Here is a 13,986-nt window from a genome sequence, read left to right on the forward strand (position 1 = left end):
CGGGATCGCACAAAACACAGTTGAAGGACGGAATTCCCGATGAGACGTTTGCGGAGTGTGAAAATCGTGGCCACCCTTGGCCCAGCCTCGAGCACCTATGAGATGATCCGAGCCCTGCACGAGGCCGGAGCCGACGTCTTCCGCTTGAATATGAGCCATGGGAGCCATTCTGAGATCGCCGAGCGCCATGCCATCATCCGGCAGGTCGAAAAGGATTGTGACAGTACTATTGGCATTCTGGCCGACCTTCAGGGGCCAAAACTTCGGGTTGGCGTGTTCGCCAATGGTGAAGAAGAATTGATTGAAGGCGCGTCGTTCCGGCTCGATCTGTCCGAAGAAGAGGGCTCCATCAACCGGGTTACGCTTCCGCACCCCGAGATTTTCGCGGCGCTGGAACCCGGCGCGCATCTCTTGGTAAATGATGGCAAAATCCGCCTGAAGGTCGAGGCTTGTGGTGAAGATTTCGCAGATTGCTCGGTGATGACCGGAGGCACGATCTCCAACCGCAAAGGCGTGAACGTGCCGGACGTGGTGCTGCCATTGGCGGCCTTGTCGGAAAAGGATCGTGGCGATCTGGAGTTCGTTGCCGATCTTGGTGTTGATTGGCTCGCGCTCAGCTTCGTGCAGCGGGCGCAGGACGTGATCGAGGCGCGTGAGCTTTGCAAGGGCCGCGCTGCAATCTTGTCAAAGATCGAAAAGCCTGCAGGTGTAAAAGCGTTCGATGAAATCCTCGAAGTATCTGATGGGATCATGGTCGCACGCGGCGATCTGGGGGTGGAATTGCCGGTGCAGAATGTACCGCCCATCCAGAAGCGTTTGATCCGTCGTTGCCGTGCCGCGGCGAAACCAGTGATCGTGGCGACTCAGATGCTCGAATCAATGATCGAATCTCCGATGCCCACCCGCGCCGAAGTGTCGGATGTGGCAACGGCGATCTACGAAGGATCGGATGCGATCATGTTGTCTGCGGAATCCGCTGCTGGGGATTACCCTGTCGAAGCTGTGACGACGATGAACAACGTGGCCGTCGAAGTGGAAAGCGACCCCACTTATACAGAGATCATGGAAGCTTCACGGGTCGCAAAGCGGGCCACTGTGGCCGACGGAATCGTGGCCGCCGCACGCGAGATTGCGGAAACCACCGACATCAAAGCGATCTGTTGTTTTACGTCGTCTGGGACAACTGCGCTACTGACTGCGCGGGAACGTCCGCGCGTGCCGATTATCGCCATGACCAACTCTGTTCGAACTGCGCGCCGTCTCGCTCTTACTTGGGGAACGGAATGCGTCATCACAGGTGAATTGGAGCGTTTCAAACAAGCTGTGGTCAACGCGGCCCGTGCAGCGCGTGCAGGTGGATACGCGGAAACGACGGATCAGATCCTCGTGACAGCCGGTGTGCCCTTCAACACTCCGGGCACAACAAACATCCTTCGTGTTGCACCCTGCGACGAACGTTTGATCTACAACACTGATCCGGAGTAATCTCCCCACTGTGTAACCAGTGGGAGCATGTCGGTCATGGAACCTGACACTCTTTTTGTTGTGGGCCTCGCTCTTGGGGTTCTGTCCATTCCTGCGGTCGTCTCCTCTGTCTCAAGGGGGGAACGGCCGCGGATAGCCACCATTACGTTGATGATCGCCGGGACGATGTTGGTCTGGGCGATCTCGAACAAGCCCGGGGGCTATTCGATCGAGGCGATTCCCGCGATGGTCAAACGCGTGCTGCAGGGCTTCACCTGATCCAAGTATCAGACGTTTGTGACGTTCGATCACTATAGATCAATCTGCTTTATGCCTTTAGCTATTCTCTGAAAAGCACCGCTTGTTCCGTGGAGGGGGCACGACGATGCATTGGGAGGAGAATGGCATGACACCAGAAGCGCGTCCGTGGACAGCGTTTTACGGTCCGACAGTCCGAAAGGATATCGAAACCGCATCGTATCGCACCCTTGCGGATTTGATCCGTTCGGTGTCGAGCACATTTGGCACCGCACCGGCATTTACGACCTGCCTGCCCAACGGCATGAACGGCACGCTGAGTTTTCAGCAGGTCGACGAGATGTCTGACGCGTTTGCCGTCTACCTGCGCGAGGTCGCAGGTTTGCGGCAGGGGGATCGCGTCGCGCTCCAAATGCCGAACTGCCTGTCCTTCCCGATTGCCGCCTTCGGAATTCTAAAGGCAGGTTGCATCCTCGTGAACGTCAACCCGCTTTATACGGCGGACGAGATGGCCAAGCAGTTCTCCGATGCCGAGCCGCATGCGCTGGTGATCGTGGACATGTTTGCCGACAAGATACCGGCGGCCACCCAAGGGCATCCGATCCCCAACATCATCGTGACCCGCGTCGCGGAATTCCTGCCCGTCTTGCCACGCGGGATCGTCGGGTTGGTGCAAAAGCATTGGGACAAGTCGGTCAAGCCCATCGAGGTGGCTCATATCCGCTTTCCCGATGCTGTGACGGCCGGGCGCGATCACATGCAGCGCGAACGGATCGAGGCGGATGTCTACACGCAAAGCGTCGATGCCCATGATGTGGCTTGTCTCCAGTACACCGGCGGCACCACAGGTGTGGCCAAGGGTGCAATGCTGACCCATGCCAACCTGATCATGAACATGGAACAGACGATGGAGATGCTGGAAGGCGTCGAAAAGGGCAAAGAAGTCGCCCTGACTGCGCTGCCACTCTATCACATCTTCGCCTTCACGGTGAACATGCTGGCCTTCTACTGGCTGGGCGCACGCAACATCCTGATCCCCAATCCACGGCCCCTGTCGAACCTCAAACGCGCGTTCGAGAACTACAAGATTACGTGGATGAGCGGTGTGAACACGCTGTTCAACGGGCTGACCAACGAGGTCTGGTTTACCGACAGCCCGCCCAAGTCTCTCAAGTTTTCGTCCGCCGGCGGCATGGCACTGCAAGCGGCGGTGGCGCAGAAATGGGAAGGCGTTACCGGCAAGCCTGTTTTGCAGGGATATGGTCTGACTGAAACGTCGCCGGTCCTGACGTTCAACCCACTTGGCAAGACGCGCGATGGGTCCATCGGAATACCCGTGCCCGGCACCATGGTCGTCTGTCTGGACGAAGCTGGAATGCCGGTCGCCCAAGGTGAAACCGGAGAGATCGCTGCCAAAGGTCCGCAAATCATGGCCGGGTATTGGAACAAACCTGATGAAAGTGGGCACGCGTTGCGCGATGGATGGTTCCTGACCGGGGATATCGGTGTCATGGACCCGGATGGCTATTTCCGGATCGTCGACCGGAAAAAGGACATGGTGGTTGTCTCGGGTTTCAACGTCTACCCGAACGAGGTGGAAGACTGTCTTGCGTTGCATCCAGGTATCTTGGAGGCGGCGGTGATCGGCGTTCCTGACGATGGGACGGGCGAAGCGGTGAAAGCCTTTGTCGTCAAACGCGACAACGGTCTAACCGAAGCGGACATCCGTGCGCACTGCAAAAAACACCTGACCGCCTACAAAGTACCCAAGCGGGTCGAATTCCGCGATGAGCTGCCGAAATCGAATGTCGGCAAAATCCTCAGAAAAGACCTGCGCGCCGAAGAACTGGCCCGCATCGCAGCGGAGTAAGCGGCATGGTTGGAGCTTTTGAACAGGCGCTGCTGGCGCTGATGATCTTTGTCATCATGCTCGGCATGGGGGCTTCTCTCACGCCACGCGACTTTTATCTGGCTTTGCGGCGTCCCTATGGATTGGCCATCGGGGTAATTTCGCAATACGGCTTCATGCCATTGATTGGGTTTCTGCTGGCGACCTTCCTTGTAGTGCCGGAAACCATCGCGCTGGGTATCCTCATCATGGCCTGTATGCCGGGCGGGACGACGTCGAACATCTTTACATACTTTTCCAAAGGCAATCTGGCACTGTCGGTTCTGATGACCGTCACATCAACAGTGACCGGCGTCGTGATGATTCCGCTTGTTCTGGTGCTTTATGCCTCGGCGCTTAACCTCGAGATCCCACGCGAAAATATCATTGTCACGCTGGTTTTGCTGCTGGTGCCAGTGGCCATTGGAATGTTGCTGCGCAAGCTGAGTGCCAACGTGGGCGCCGTGACAGAGTTCTTCGGCTCGGCGTTGGCGCTGTTCTTTATCCTGTTCCTGATGGTCAGCTGGATTCCCCGCAACTGGCAGTTCCTTCTCGAAACCACGTCTGCCACTTATATCGCGTCGATTGGTCTGGGGCTGTTCGGGATCACCATCGGCTATCTTTTTGCCCGCGCCCTGCGGCTGCATCCCCGAAATGCCCGAACGGTTGCACTCGAGACCGGCATTCAGAACGGACCACTGGCCATTGCGATCATCGTCTTCACCTTTCAGGGAACCGAGGCGCAAGCGATCATGGCGGTTCCCGTTCTCTATTCGCTGTTCATCGTCATCGTGTCGACCTGCGTGACCTTGATCTTCCGACGCGCCAATACAGCGGCAGAGCAGAAAATCCCCGACAGCCTGCTCTGAAACTGTTGCATCGCCCTCAAAGCCCGCCTATACGGCGCGCTCTACCCGCGGGACCGGTCGAATTGGCATACCGAGTCGCGCGCACACCGACCCAATGACAGGAGACGGAAATGCCGAAGATGAAGACGAAGTCGAGCTGCAAAAAGCGGTTCAAGGTGACGGCAACGGGCCGCATCAAGGCAGGTCAGGCTGGCAAACGCCACGGCATGATCAAGCGCCACAAGAAGTTCATCCGCGACGCGCGCGGAACCACCGTGTTGTCGAAGGCTGATGAACAGATCATCAAGCCGATGATGCCCTACGCGCGCTAAGGAGGAAGTGATATGTCCCGAGTAAAAGGCGGAACCACCACACACGCCCGTCACAAGAAGGTTATTAAGGCCGCCAAAGGTTACTATGGCCGCCGCAAGAACACCTTCAAGGTTGCACGTCAGGCCGTCGACAAGGCCAACCAGTACGCCACACGCGACCGTAAGAACCGCAAGCGCAACTTCCGCGCGCTGTGGATCCAGCGGATCAACGCAGCTGTGCGTCTGCACGACGAAGCGCTGACATATTCCCGCTTCATCAACGGCCTGAATCTGGCCGGCATCGAAGTGGACCGCAAGGTACTGGCCGATCTGGCCGTGCACGAGCCCGAAGCGTTCAACGCGATCGTTGATCAAGCCAAAGGCGCACTGGCCGCATAAGCGACCCCGAGCTTTGAAGTTAGAAAGCCCTGCTGGTTCAGCGGGGCTTTTTACGTTTCGGCATCAGACACCCCAAACCGCCGATCCCGCAACACGACCAAAGTTTCCCTAGCGTCAAAGCGTCGCTGTTGGCACTCTCAGAACAGAACAGCAAAAATCTGGGAGGAATTTATGCTCGACTCGACATTGTCTGACACAACGCAGGCTTTTCTTGATGAATTCGGGAAAGCGCTGGAAGACGGTGACATCGCCCGCGCCCGCGAGATGTTCGCAGATGATTGTTACTGGCGCGACCTTGTCACCTTCACATGGAATATCAAAACAGTCGAAGGCAAGGATCAGGTCGAGGACATGCTGAAGCACCAGCTTGCCACGACCAAACCGCACAATTGGACCATTGCCGAAGGCGAGGTGGTGACCGAGGACGGCGGGATCGTGACCGCCTGGATCACGTTCGAGACCAAAGTGGCGCGCGGCTATGGTCTGATCCGGCTGCGTGAAGGGAAGATCTGGACGTTATTGACCACGATGGTCGAGTTGAAGGGCCATGAAGAACCCAAAGGGTTTGATCGTCCGCTGGGGGCCAAGCATGGCGCCGGCAAAAACCGCGAAACCTGGGCGGAAGAGCGTGAGCGCGAGGCCAAGGAGTTGGGCTACACGACACAGCCCTACACATTGATCATCGGCGGCGGGCAGGGCGGGATCGCCCTTGGGGCGCGTCTGCGGCAGTTGGGTGTGCCGACCATCATCGTCGAACGCAACGAACGGCCCGGTGACAGCTGGCGCAAGCGCTACAAGTCGCTCTGCCTGCATGACCCGGTCTGGTATGATCATCTGCCCTACATCAAGTTCCCCGAAAACTGGCCTGTCTTTGCGCCGAAGGACAAGATCGGTGACTGGCTCGAGATGTACACCAAGGTGATGGAGCTGAATTACTGGACCCGCACCACTGCCAAATCCGCGACCTATGACGAGGCCAAGCAGGAATGGACCGTCGTGGTCGACCGCGACGGTGAAGAAGTCACCCTGCGCCCCAAGCAACTTGTCATGGCGACGGGGATGTCCGGCAAGGCGCGCATTCCTGACTTTCCGGGCATGGACACATTCAAAGGCGATATCCATCATTCTTCGCAGCATCCGGGCCCGGATCGCTACAACGGAAAGAAATGCGTTGTCGTTGGTTCCAACAACTCGGCGCACGACATCTGTGCCGCTCTTTGGGAGCATGACGCCGATGTGACGATGGTGCAGCGCTCGTCGACCCATATCGTGCGCTCTGACACGCTGATGGAGATCGGTCTGGGAGACCTTTATTCCGAACGTGCGGTCAATGCCGGTGTGACGACCGAAAAGGCGGACCTGATCTTTGCCTCACTGCCCTATGCAATTCTGCACGAGTTCCAGATCCCGGCTTATGCCGCGATGAAGGAACAGGACAAAGAATTCTACGATGGTTTGGAGAAGGCCGGCTTCTGGCTCGATTGGGGGGATGACGAGTCCGGTCTGTTCCTGAAATACCTGCGCCGTGGATCCGGCTACTACATCGACGTGGGCGCAAGCCAGCTTATCATCGACGGTGAGGTCAAGCTCAAGCGTGGGCAGGTCACCGAGATCGTCGACGACGGGGTGATCCTCGATTCGGGCGAAAAGCTTGAAGCGGACCTGATCGTCTTTGCCACGGGCTACAATTCGATGAATGGTTGGGTCGCTGATCTGATGGGTCAGGACATGGCCGACAAGGTGGGCAAGGTCTGGGGACTGGGGTCGGACACCACCAAAGACCCCGGCCCATGGGAAGGCGAACAGCGCAACATGTGGAAGCCGACGCAGCAGGATAACCTGTGGTTCCACGGCGGAAACCTGCACCAGTCCCGGCACTATTCGCAGTTCCTTGCCCTGCAGATCAAGGCCCGGATGGAAGGGATTCCAACCCCGGTCTATGCGCTGCAAGAAGTGCATCACTTAGGCTGACGCAAGCATGGTGCGGGTCATCTGATCCGCCCCAATGCACGCAGTCGTGAAAGTGCTGTTCTGGACACGCGGCTGCGGGGCGTTACACCAAAACTCATGATGTATCGCCGCACTTTCCTCGTAGCGACAGCCGCCGCGCTGTCCACACCGTTCATAGCGCGGGCACAGGCCGACGACCTGCGCAGCGCTCTTGATGCGCTGCCACAGTTACACTCGCTCCAGATCAGCCGCGGCGCAGACACGCTGTTTGCCGAAGCGCCGCGCGGTCCCGGTCTGGATCGTCTGGCCAATATCAAATCCTGCTCCAAAAGCATCGTGGCACTTTTGCTTGGCGCGGCCATCGACCGGGATGAGGTCACGTCAGTGACGGCACCCCTGTCCGAAGTTGCGCCCAATATTCTGCCCGCCAGTGCGACCGCCGGTGCAGGGGAGATCACGCTGGAAGACCTTGTGACCCTTCGTGCCGGGCTTGAGCGCACGTCCGGTCAGAATTACGGCGCGTGGGTCAATTCTCGACACTGGCTGGCCGATGCCCTGTCCCGGCCGATGGTTGCTGAACCCGGTGGGCAGATGCTCTATTCAACCGGATCGACACATATCCTAGGCGCCGCTTTGACCGAGGCCACGGGCCAAAGCCTTCTTGCGCAAACCCGCGAACGGCTGGGGCGACCCTTGGATATTGAGATCCCGCCATGGACGCGTGATCCGCAAGGCTACTACATGGGTGGCAACGAAATGGCGTTGCGCCCGACGGCCATGCTTAAGATTGCAAAGCTCATGCGGGACGGCGGGCAATATGAAAACGCACAAGTGATCCCCGAAAGCTGGATCACCGCCTCAACTGTGCCCTACGCTCGGTCACCTTGGTCAGGCCTGTCCTACGGCTATGGCTGGTTCCTGTCGCCCTCGGGCTACACGTTGGCACGGGGCTATGGCGGGCAGATCATCGCGTCGCACGAGGCTCGCAATCTTGCGGTGGCGATCACCTCCGATCCCAACCAGCCCGCCCGGTCCGGCGGCTATTTCGGCGACCTGATGCGCCTGCTGGATGGGCCTGTTCTGGCACTGGCCTAAGACTAACCTCCCTTGCCTTCGCGCGAATGCTCCGCAAGATGCGGCAAACGCAATCGCGCGGGAGTTATCATGTCCACAGCGCCCCTTTGGCTGCTTGTCGCCCTGCAAGCCACCGTATCAGCCGCCTCGATGGTGGTGGAAATCGTCGCTGGGCGGATGCTCGCGCCCTATGTCGGTATGTCGCTCTATACGTGGACCTCGGTCATTGCCGTTGTCTTGGCGGGCTTTTCCGCAGGGCATTGGTGGGGCGGTCGCTTGGCCGATCGTCCCGGCATCAACCCGATGGTTGCCACCGCGTGGGCGCTGGTTGCAGCAGCAGTCACCACGGCGCTGGCGGGTGTCGCCTTGCGTGCCTCGGCTGAGCCCGTGTTGTCCGCGTTCCCGCAACCCGTCTGGGGCATTACCGGCCTGACGCTGGCAGCGTTTTTTCTGCCCTCGCTCTTTGCAGGCATCCCGGCTCCGTTGCTGACGCAGGTGTCGCTGTCCGGCCCGTCGCGGCAAGGGCAGGCATTGGGAGCGATGTTCGCTTCGGGCGCTATTGGTGCCATCGTCGGCACGCTGCTTGCCGGATTTGTATTTATCTCGTTTCTGGGCAGCCTATGGACGCTGACCACTGTGACACTGGTCTACACGGCAGGTGCAGCACTGTGCTTTGCCTTGGGCAAAGGGTTGCGCGTGGTGCAGGGGGCAAGCCTTGTCGCACTGGTCGCGCTGGCGCTGGCCTCGGGCCTTTCAAAAGGGCCATGCAAGCTGGAAAGCCGCTATTTCTGCCTGCAATCGGTCGATGTGTCGGCGGATTCATCACACCCGACCCGCGCCATGGTGATCGACCATTTGGTGCATGGGATTTCCGCCCAAGACGCACCTGACATCATGTTCACCAATCACGCCGCGATGCTGGACGCTCTGACACGCCTTCGCGCCCCAACTGCCGATCCTGTGACGTTCCACATTGGCGGTGGCAATTACGCGCTTCCCCGAGCCTTTGCGCATCGCGGGTTTACTCAGACAACCGTGGCCGAGATTGACCCGGCGGTGACAGACCTCGCGCAGCGGGATTTCTGGTTTGACCCGACACACATTCGTGTGTTGCACATGGATGCGCGGCGAGCGCTGCTGACAGAGGATCAGCGCTACGACGTTGTGATCGGGGATGCATTCACCGATACCGCCGTTCCGCAACATCTGGTGACAGCCGAGTTCTTTGCGCTGATCCGCGACCGGCTGACACCGGAGGGTACCTACCTGATGAACGTGATCGACTATGCGGATCGGATGCAAGCGGTGGGCAGCCTTGTCACAACGCTCCGCGACGTGTTCCCGGTGGTTGAGGTTTGGACCGAGGCGCGGCGTCCTGCACCGGGGGAACGGGTCGTGATGGTGATTGCCGCAGGCGTGTCGGAAACTCCGACGAACAGCTTTTCGGTGCCTGCCCCTGAACGCACGACCTTTGCCGCGCTTGGTTCGGGCTTTGTTGATCAGCTTGCTGCTGCGGGCGTCTATCTGACCGACGATTACGCACCGATTGATCGCTTGGTCGGACCGCGCGATTAACGCGACCCGACCAAGCCCATGCCAGCGCCCTCGCCGGAGAGGCGCTGGATGTCTCTCTTATGCCGCCTTGAGCAGCATTTTGGGTTCGGTTACAGCAAGGCCAAGTGCCTGACCAACCGCCTCGTAGGTCAGCTGACCCGCATGCACATTCAGACCCGCCAACAGGTGTGGATCGTCGGCACAGGCCTGCTGCCAGCCCTTGTCGGCAAGCGCCAGCATGAACGGCATCGTTGCGTTGCCAAGTGCGATAGTCGAGGTGCGGGCAACAGCCCCCGGCATGTTAGCCACGCAGTAATGCATGATGCCATCGACGTCGTAGATCGGGTTTTCGTGCGTTGTGGCTTTCGATGTCTCGAAGCAACCGCCTTGGTCGATCGCCACGTCCACAAGCGCGGAACCCGGCTTCATCAGACCAAGATCAGCACGGCTCACAAGTTTGGGTGCTGCGGCACCGGGTATGAGCACGGCACCGACAACCATATCGGCGGTTGTGATCATCTCGGCGATGTTGGCCTTGCTTGCATAGCGGGTGCGGAAGGTTCCGCCGAACACGTCATCAAGATAACGCATGCGGGGCAGGGACCGGTCCAGAACCGTGACGTCTGCGCCCATGCCAGCAGCGACGCGGGCCGCATGGGTGCCGACTACGCCCCCACCGATCACGACAACCTGTGCCGGAGTAACGCCGGGCACGCCGCCCATCAGAACACCACGGCCACCATTCGCCTTTTGCAGCGTCCATGCGCCCATCTGCGGGGCCAGCTTGCCAGCCACTTCGGACATCGGAGCCAGTAAGGGCAGGCCGCCAGTGCGGTCGGTCACGGTTTCATAGGCAATGGCCGTGCAGCCTGAGGCGAGCAGGTCTTTGGTCTGTTCGGGGTCCGGCGCAAGGTGCAGGTAGGTGAACAGCAACTGGCCTTCGCGCAGCATCTTGCGCTCGACCGCCTGCGGTTCCTTGACCTTGACGATCATGTCTGCGGTGGCAAACACTTCTTCCGCGGTGTCGATGATCTGTGCGCCGGCATCCGTATAAGCCGCGTCGTCAAATCCTGCGCCAATGCCTGCACCCTTCTGGATCAGAACGGTGTGGCCATGCGCAATAGCTTCCTGAGCCGCGCTCGGAGTGACGCCGACGCGGAATTCCTGGGGTTTGATTTCTGTAGGGCATCCGATTTTCATGACTGTATCCTCCGACTGTGTCTAGAAGAGAGGATGCGCCTGTTTCTTCGCAATTTTGTATGGATCTTTGGCGAGCTGCAGCCCATCTTGCGAAGACCCTTCGAAAAAATAGGGTAAATACGGGAGGAAACTTGCGTCATGTCCTTAGACGACACAGATCGGCGTATTCTGCGCGTCTTGCAGCGCAAGGGTCGTATCTCGAATGCCGAACTGGCCGAGTCGGTGAACCTGTCGGCATCGGCCTGCCATCGCAGGGTTCAGAGGCTTGAAGCGGATGGGTATATCCGGGACTATGTTGCGCTGCTCAATGCCAGAAAGCTGGGAATCCCCACAACTGTCTTTGTCGAAATCAAACTCAGCAGTCAGGCGGATGAGCTGCTAGAAGCGTTCGAAAAAGCGGTCGCGCGGGTGCCGGATGTTCTGGAATGTCATCTGATGGCGGGCACTGCCGATTACATCCTCAAGATCGTGGCCGAGGACACCGAGGATTTCGCCCGTATCCACCGGCAATATCTCACGCGACTTCCCGGTGTGGCGCAGATGCAAAGCTCGTTCGCGCTGCGCACGGTGTTTAAGACAACTGCACTTCCGGTCTAACAGCTCGTCGGACCCGAGCCTTTGCATCGCAGAAAATGCGCTCTGGCATAGGTGGTTTGTGTCTTTGCTGCTGTTTTGGTATCATAACCATATACGCCGGAGCACCCGCCTGAGATGCGGCCTCCCACACTCATCCCCCCGACATACGGAGTATTCATGAGCCAGGTAAAAACGGGCGATACCGTTTCGATTCATTATACCGGAACCCTGTCTGACGGTTCGACTTTCGACAGTTCCGCAGGGCGTGACCCGTTGGAGTTTACGGTCGGCGCAGGCCAGATCATTCCCGGTCTCGATCAGGCGATTCCCGGCATGGCCGTGGGCGACACCAAAACCGTGCAAGTGTCTGCAGATCAGGCCTACGGCGAGCGCGATCCCAATGCACAGCAAGCCGTGCCGCGTGGCGAAATTCCGGCAGACATTCCGCTCGAGCCGGGCACACAGTTGCAGATGCAAACACCCACGGGTCAGGTTGTTCCGGTCATGGTGGCCGAAGTGACCGAGACCGAGGTGACCTTGGACGCCAATCATCCGCTGGCTGGTCAGGACCTGACATTCGACGTCGAACTGGTCGAAATCAAAGCGGCCTGATTACATGTCCGATCGGCCTTGCCGATCGGACCGAAGCGAGGGGCTCCGCCCCTCGCGCTCCCCGAGGTATTTGAAGCCCAAAGAAGCGGTTTTCAGGTGCGAACCCCGGCGAACTGCTCTTGCCAGCCGACGCGCTCTTCATCGCTGATCTTGCGGAACGTCACTTCCGGAACTGAAAACACATGACCCGCCGGTAGTGCCTCAACGGTTGATGCCACGTCGGTAGGCCAGTCTGCATCTTCGGCGTGCATCGCCGTCAGGAGCTGGGCTGAGGCGTCCGGGATGAACGGGCTCGAGATCACAGCGTAGAACCGGATCAGGTTGAGCGCGATGCGGATTTGCATGGCTGCCGCATCCGGGTCGTCTTTGAACGTGGTCCAAGGGGCCACGTCCTGCAGATATTCATTGCCCAGAACCCAAAGCGCCCGCAACGCGGCCGCTGATTTGCGGACTTCGATTGCGTCCATATGGGCTTCGTAATCGCGCAGACCTTTTTCGAGATCGGCAACCAACTGTTCTTCGCGCGCACCGGGAGTGCCCCCAGCCGGAACTGCCTCGGAGAACTTGGAGCGACAGAATTTGGTCACCCGGCTGGCGAAATTGCCCAGAACATCAGCGAGATCCTTGTTCACTGACCCTTGGAAATTCTCCCAGGTGAATTCGCTGTCCGAGCTTTCCGGGGCGTGGCTAAGCAGCCACCAGCGCCAATAGTCTGCGGGCAGGATTTCAAGCGCCTGATCCATGAAGACACCGCGGCCCTGCGACGTGCTGAACTGGCCGCCATCGTAGTTCAGATAGTTGAACGATTTGATGTAGTCGACCAGCTTCCAATCTTCGCCTGACCCGAGGATCGTCGCGGGGAAGCTCAGCGTGTGGAACGGCACGTTGTCCTTGCCCATGAACTGAGTGTAGCGCACGTCGTCCGCGCCCTTTTCGGTTCGCCACCACCGTTCCCAATCTGCATCGGTCTTGCCATGGGCCTCGGCCCATTCACCGGCACAAGCGATGTATTCGATGGGCGCGTCGAACCAGACATAAAATACCTTGCCCTCCATGCCGGGCCAGTTTTCTTCGCCCTTTTTGACCGGGATACCCCAGTCCAGATCGCGGGTGATACCCCGGTCCTGCAAGCCGTCGCCGTCATTCAGCCACTTCTTGGCAATGGAGGTGGTCAAGATTGGCCAGTCGGTCTTGCTGTCAATCCACTCCTGCAGCTTGCCGCGCATGTCGGATTGGCGCAGGTACAGGTGCTTCGTCTCGCGCACCTCAAGGTCGGTCGATCCGGAAATGGCAGAGCGCGCATCAATCAGATCGGTTGGGTCAAGCTGTTTGGTGCAATTCTCGCATTGGTCGCCGCGCGCCTTGTCGTAACCGCAATTGGGGCAGGTGCCCTCGATATAGCGATCGGGCAGAAAGCGTTTGTCGGCATGGCTGTAGACCTGCTTTTCGCTCACTTCTCGGATCAGGCCAGCGTCTGCGAGACGGCCTGCCAGATGCTGGGTCAGCTTGTGGTTCTGCGGGCTGGACGAGCGGCCGAAATGGTCGAAGGACAGGCGGAACCCTTGGGCAATTTCCGACTGCACGGCGTGCATCTCTGCGCAGTAGTCGGCTACAGGTTTACCTGCTTTGGCTGCTGCCAGTTCGGCTGGCGTGCCGTGTTCATCTGTGGCGCACAAAAACATGACCTCGTTGCCGCGTGCCCGCAGATAGCGCGCATATAGGTCGGCAGGCAATTGGCTGCCCACGAGGTTTCCGAGGTGCTTGATCCCGTTGATATAGGGGATTGCCGACGTGATGAGATGCCGTGCCATGTCCTATGCGCCTGCTTTGCCACTGAGGTTTGCGCCGCTTT

The 13,986-nt window shown here is 59.0% G+C and carries 13 protein-coding genes; 11 read left to right on the forward strand and 2 right to left on the reverse strand.

What is annotated here, in order from left to right; genetic code table 11:
- Positions 1-39: 39 nt before the first annotated feature.
- The 9 genes from pyk (at position 40) to MCRY_RS03665 (ending at position 9,767) form a co-directional block, all read left to right on the forward strand.
- Positions 40-1,485, forward strand: a complete 1,446-nt coding sequence (gene pyk / locus MCRY_RS03625) for a pyruvate kinase (protein WP_085628109.1) — start codon at positions 40-42, stop codon at positions 1,483-1,485.
- Between the two features lie 36 nt (positions 1,486-1,521).
- Positions 1,522-1,743 carry a hypothetical protein gene (locus tag MCRY_RS03630; protein ID WP_085628110.1) on the forward strand — a complete coding sequence of 74 codons (222 nt, stop codon included), beginning with the start codon at positions 1,522-1,524 and terminating at the stop codon, positions 1,741-1,743.
- Between the two features lie 127 nt (positions 1,744-1,870).
- Positions 1,871-3,592: an AMP-binding protein gene (locus MCRY_RS03635; protein ID WP_085628111.1), complete on the forward strand. Its 1,722-nt coding sequence runs from the start codon at positions 1,871-1,873 to the stop codon at positions 3,590-3,592.
- Between the two features lie 5 nt (positions 3,593-3,597).
- Positions 3,598-4,479 (forward strand): bile acid:sodium symporter family protein, encoded by an 882-nt coding sequence (locus MCRY_RS03640; protein WP_085628112.1) that lies wholly within the window; start codon positions 3,598-3,600, stop codon positions 4,477-4,479.
- 110 nt (positions 4,480-4,589) lie between these two features.
- Positions 4,590-4,790: a 50S ribosomal protein L35 gene (gene rpmI, locus MCRY_RS03645; RefSeq protein ID WP_085628113.1), complete on the forward strand. Its 201-nt coding sequence runs from the start codon at positions 4,590-4,592 to the stop codon at positions 4,788-4,790.
- Positions 4,791-4,802: 12 nt separating this feature from the next.
- Complete coding sequence (rplT, locus tag MCRY_RS03650; RefSeq protein WP_085628114.1) at positions 4,803-5,168, forward strand: 50S ribosomal protein L20; 366 nt, start codon at positions 4,803-4,805, stop codon at positions 5,166-5,168.
- Positions 5,169-5,339: 171 nt separating this feature from the next.
- Entirely contained in the window at positions 5,340-7,139 is a 1,800-nt protein-coding gene (locus MCRY_RS03655) for an NAD(P)/FAD-dependent oxidoreductase (RefSeq protein WP_085628115.1), read from the forward strand.
- A gap of 96 nt (positions 7,140-7,235) precedes the next feature.
- Positions 7,236-8,213 (forward strand): serine hydrolase domain-containing protein, encoded by a 978-nt coding sequence (locus tag MCRY_RS03660; protein ID WP_085628116.1) that lies wholly within the window; start codon positions 7,236-7,238, stop codon positions 8,211-8,213.
- Positions 8,214-8,282: 69 nt separating this feature from the next.
- Positions 8,283-9,767, forward strand: coding sequence for a fused MFS/spermidine synthase (locus MCRY_RS03665; RefSeq protein WP_085628117.1), 1,485 nt, complete (start codon positions 8,283-8,285; stop codon positions 9,765-9,767).
- A gap of 57 nt (positions 9,768-9,824) precedes the next feature.
- On the opposite strand, the gene ald is transcribed toward MCRY_RS03665, so the two are convergent.
- On the reverse strand, positions 9,825-10,946 hold the full coding sequence (ald, locus tag MCRY_RS03670) for an alanine dehydrogenase (RefSeq protein WP_085628118.1): 1,122 nt from the start codon (positions 10,944-10,946) through the stop codon (positions 9,825-9,827).
- A gap of 138 nt (positions 10,947-11,084) precedes the next feature.
- Here ald and MCRY_RS03675 point away from each other — a divergent pair, with 138 nt between their 5' ends.
- Positions 11,085-11,543 (forward strand): Lrp/AsnC family transcriptional regulator, encoded by a 459-nt coding sequence (locus MCRY_RS03675; protein WP_085628119.1) that lies wholly within the window; start codon positions 11,085-11,087, stop codon positions 11,541-11,543.
- Between the two features lie 156 nt (positions 11,544-11,699).
- Positions 11,700-12,134, forward strand: coding sequence for an FKBP-type peptidyl-prolyl cis-trans isomerase (locus MCRY_RS03680; protein ID WP_085628120.1), 435 nt, complete (start codon positions 11,700-11,702; stop codon positions 12,132-12,134).
- A gap of 92 nt (positions 12,135-12,226) precedes the next feature.
- Here MCRY_RS03680 and metG read toward each other — a convergent pair whose 3' ends face one another.
- A complete protein-coding gene (gene metG / locus MCRY_RS03685; protein WP_085628121.1) occupies positions 12,227-13,945 on the reverse strand; it encodes a methionine--tRNA ligase in 1,719 nt (572 codons plus the stop codon).
- Positions 13,946-13,986 lie beyond the last annotated feature (41 nt).

It is taken from the genome of Marivita cryptomonadis (assembly GCF_002115725.1).
GTDB lineage: Bacteria > Pseudomonadota > Alphaproteobacteria > Rhodobacterales > Rhodobacteraceae > Marivita > Marivita cryptomonadis.

What these genes read in the sequence shown, in the direction of transcription:
- ald (WP_085628118.1), bottom strand. Translation starts at nt 10,946, where the DNA reads ATGAAAATCGGATGCCCTACAGAAATCAAACCCCAGGAATTCCGCGTC.
- MCRY_RS03665 (WP_085628117.1), top strand. Translation starts at nt 8,283, where the DNA reads ATGTCCACAGCGCCCCTTTGGCTGCTTGTCGCCCTGCAAGCCACCGTA.
- MCRY_RS03675 (WP_085628119.1), top strand. Translation starts at nt 11,085, where the DNA reads ATGTCCTTAGACGACACAGATCGGCGTATTCTGCGCGTCTTGCAGCGC.
- MCRY_RS03630 (WP_085628110.1), top strand. Translation starts at nt 1,522, where the DNA reads ATGGAACCTGACACTCTTTTTGTTGTGGGCCTCGCTCTTGGGGTTCTG.
- MCRY_RS03680 (WP_085628120.1), top strand. Translation starts at nt 11,700, where the DNA reads ATGAGCCAGGTAAAAACGGGCGATACCGTTTCGATTCATTATACCGGA.
- MCRY_RS03655 (WP_085628115.1), top strand. Translation starts at nt 5,340, where the DNA reads ATGCTCGACTCGACATTGTCTGACACAACGCAGGCTTTTCTTGATGAA.
- metG (WP_085628121.1), bottom strand. Translation starts at nt 13,945, where the DNA reads ATGGCACGGCATCTCATCACGTCGGCAATCCCCTATATCAACGGGATC.
- MCRY_RS03635 (WP_085628111.1), top strand. Translation starts at nt 1,871, where the DNA reads ATGACACCAGAAGCGCGTCCGTGGACAGCGTTTTACGGTCCGACAGTC.
- rplT (WP_085628114.1), top strand. Translation starts at nt 4,803, where the DNA reads ATGTCCCGAGTAAAAGGCGGAACCACCACACACGCCCGTCACAAGAAG.
- rpmI (WP_085628113.1), top strand. Translation starts at nt 4,590, where the DNA reads ATGCCGAAGATGAAGACGAAGTCGAGCTGCAAAAAGCGGTTCAAGGTG.
- MCRY_RS03640 (WP_085628112.1), top strand. Translation starts at nt 3,598, where the DNA reads ATGGTTGGAGCTTTTGAACAGGCGCTGCTGGCGCTGATGATCTTTGTC.
- pyk (WP_085628109.1), top strand. Translation starts at nt 40, where the DNA reads ATGAGACGTTTGCGGAGTGTGAAAATCGTGGCCACCCTTGGCCCAGCC.
- MCRY_RS03660 (WP_085628116.1), top strand. Translation starts at nt 7,236, where the DNA reads ATGATGTATCGCCGCACTTTCCTCGTAGCGACAGCCGCCGCGCTGTCC.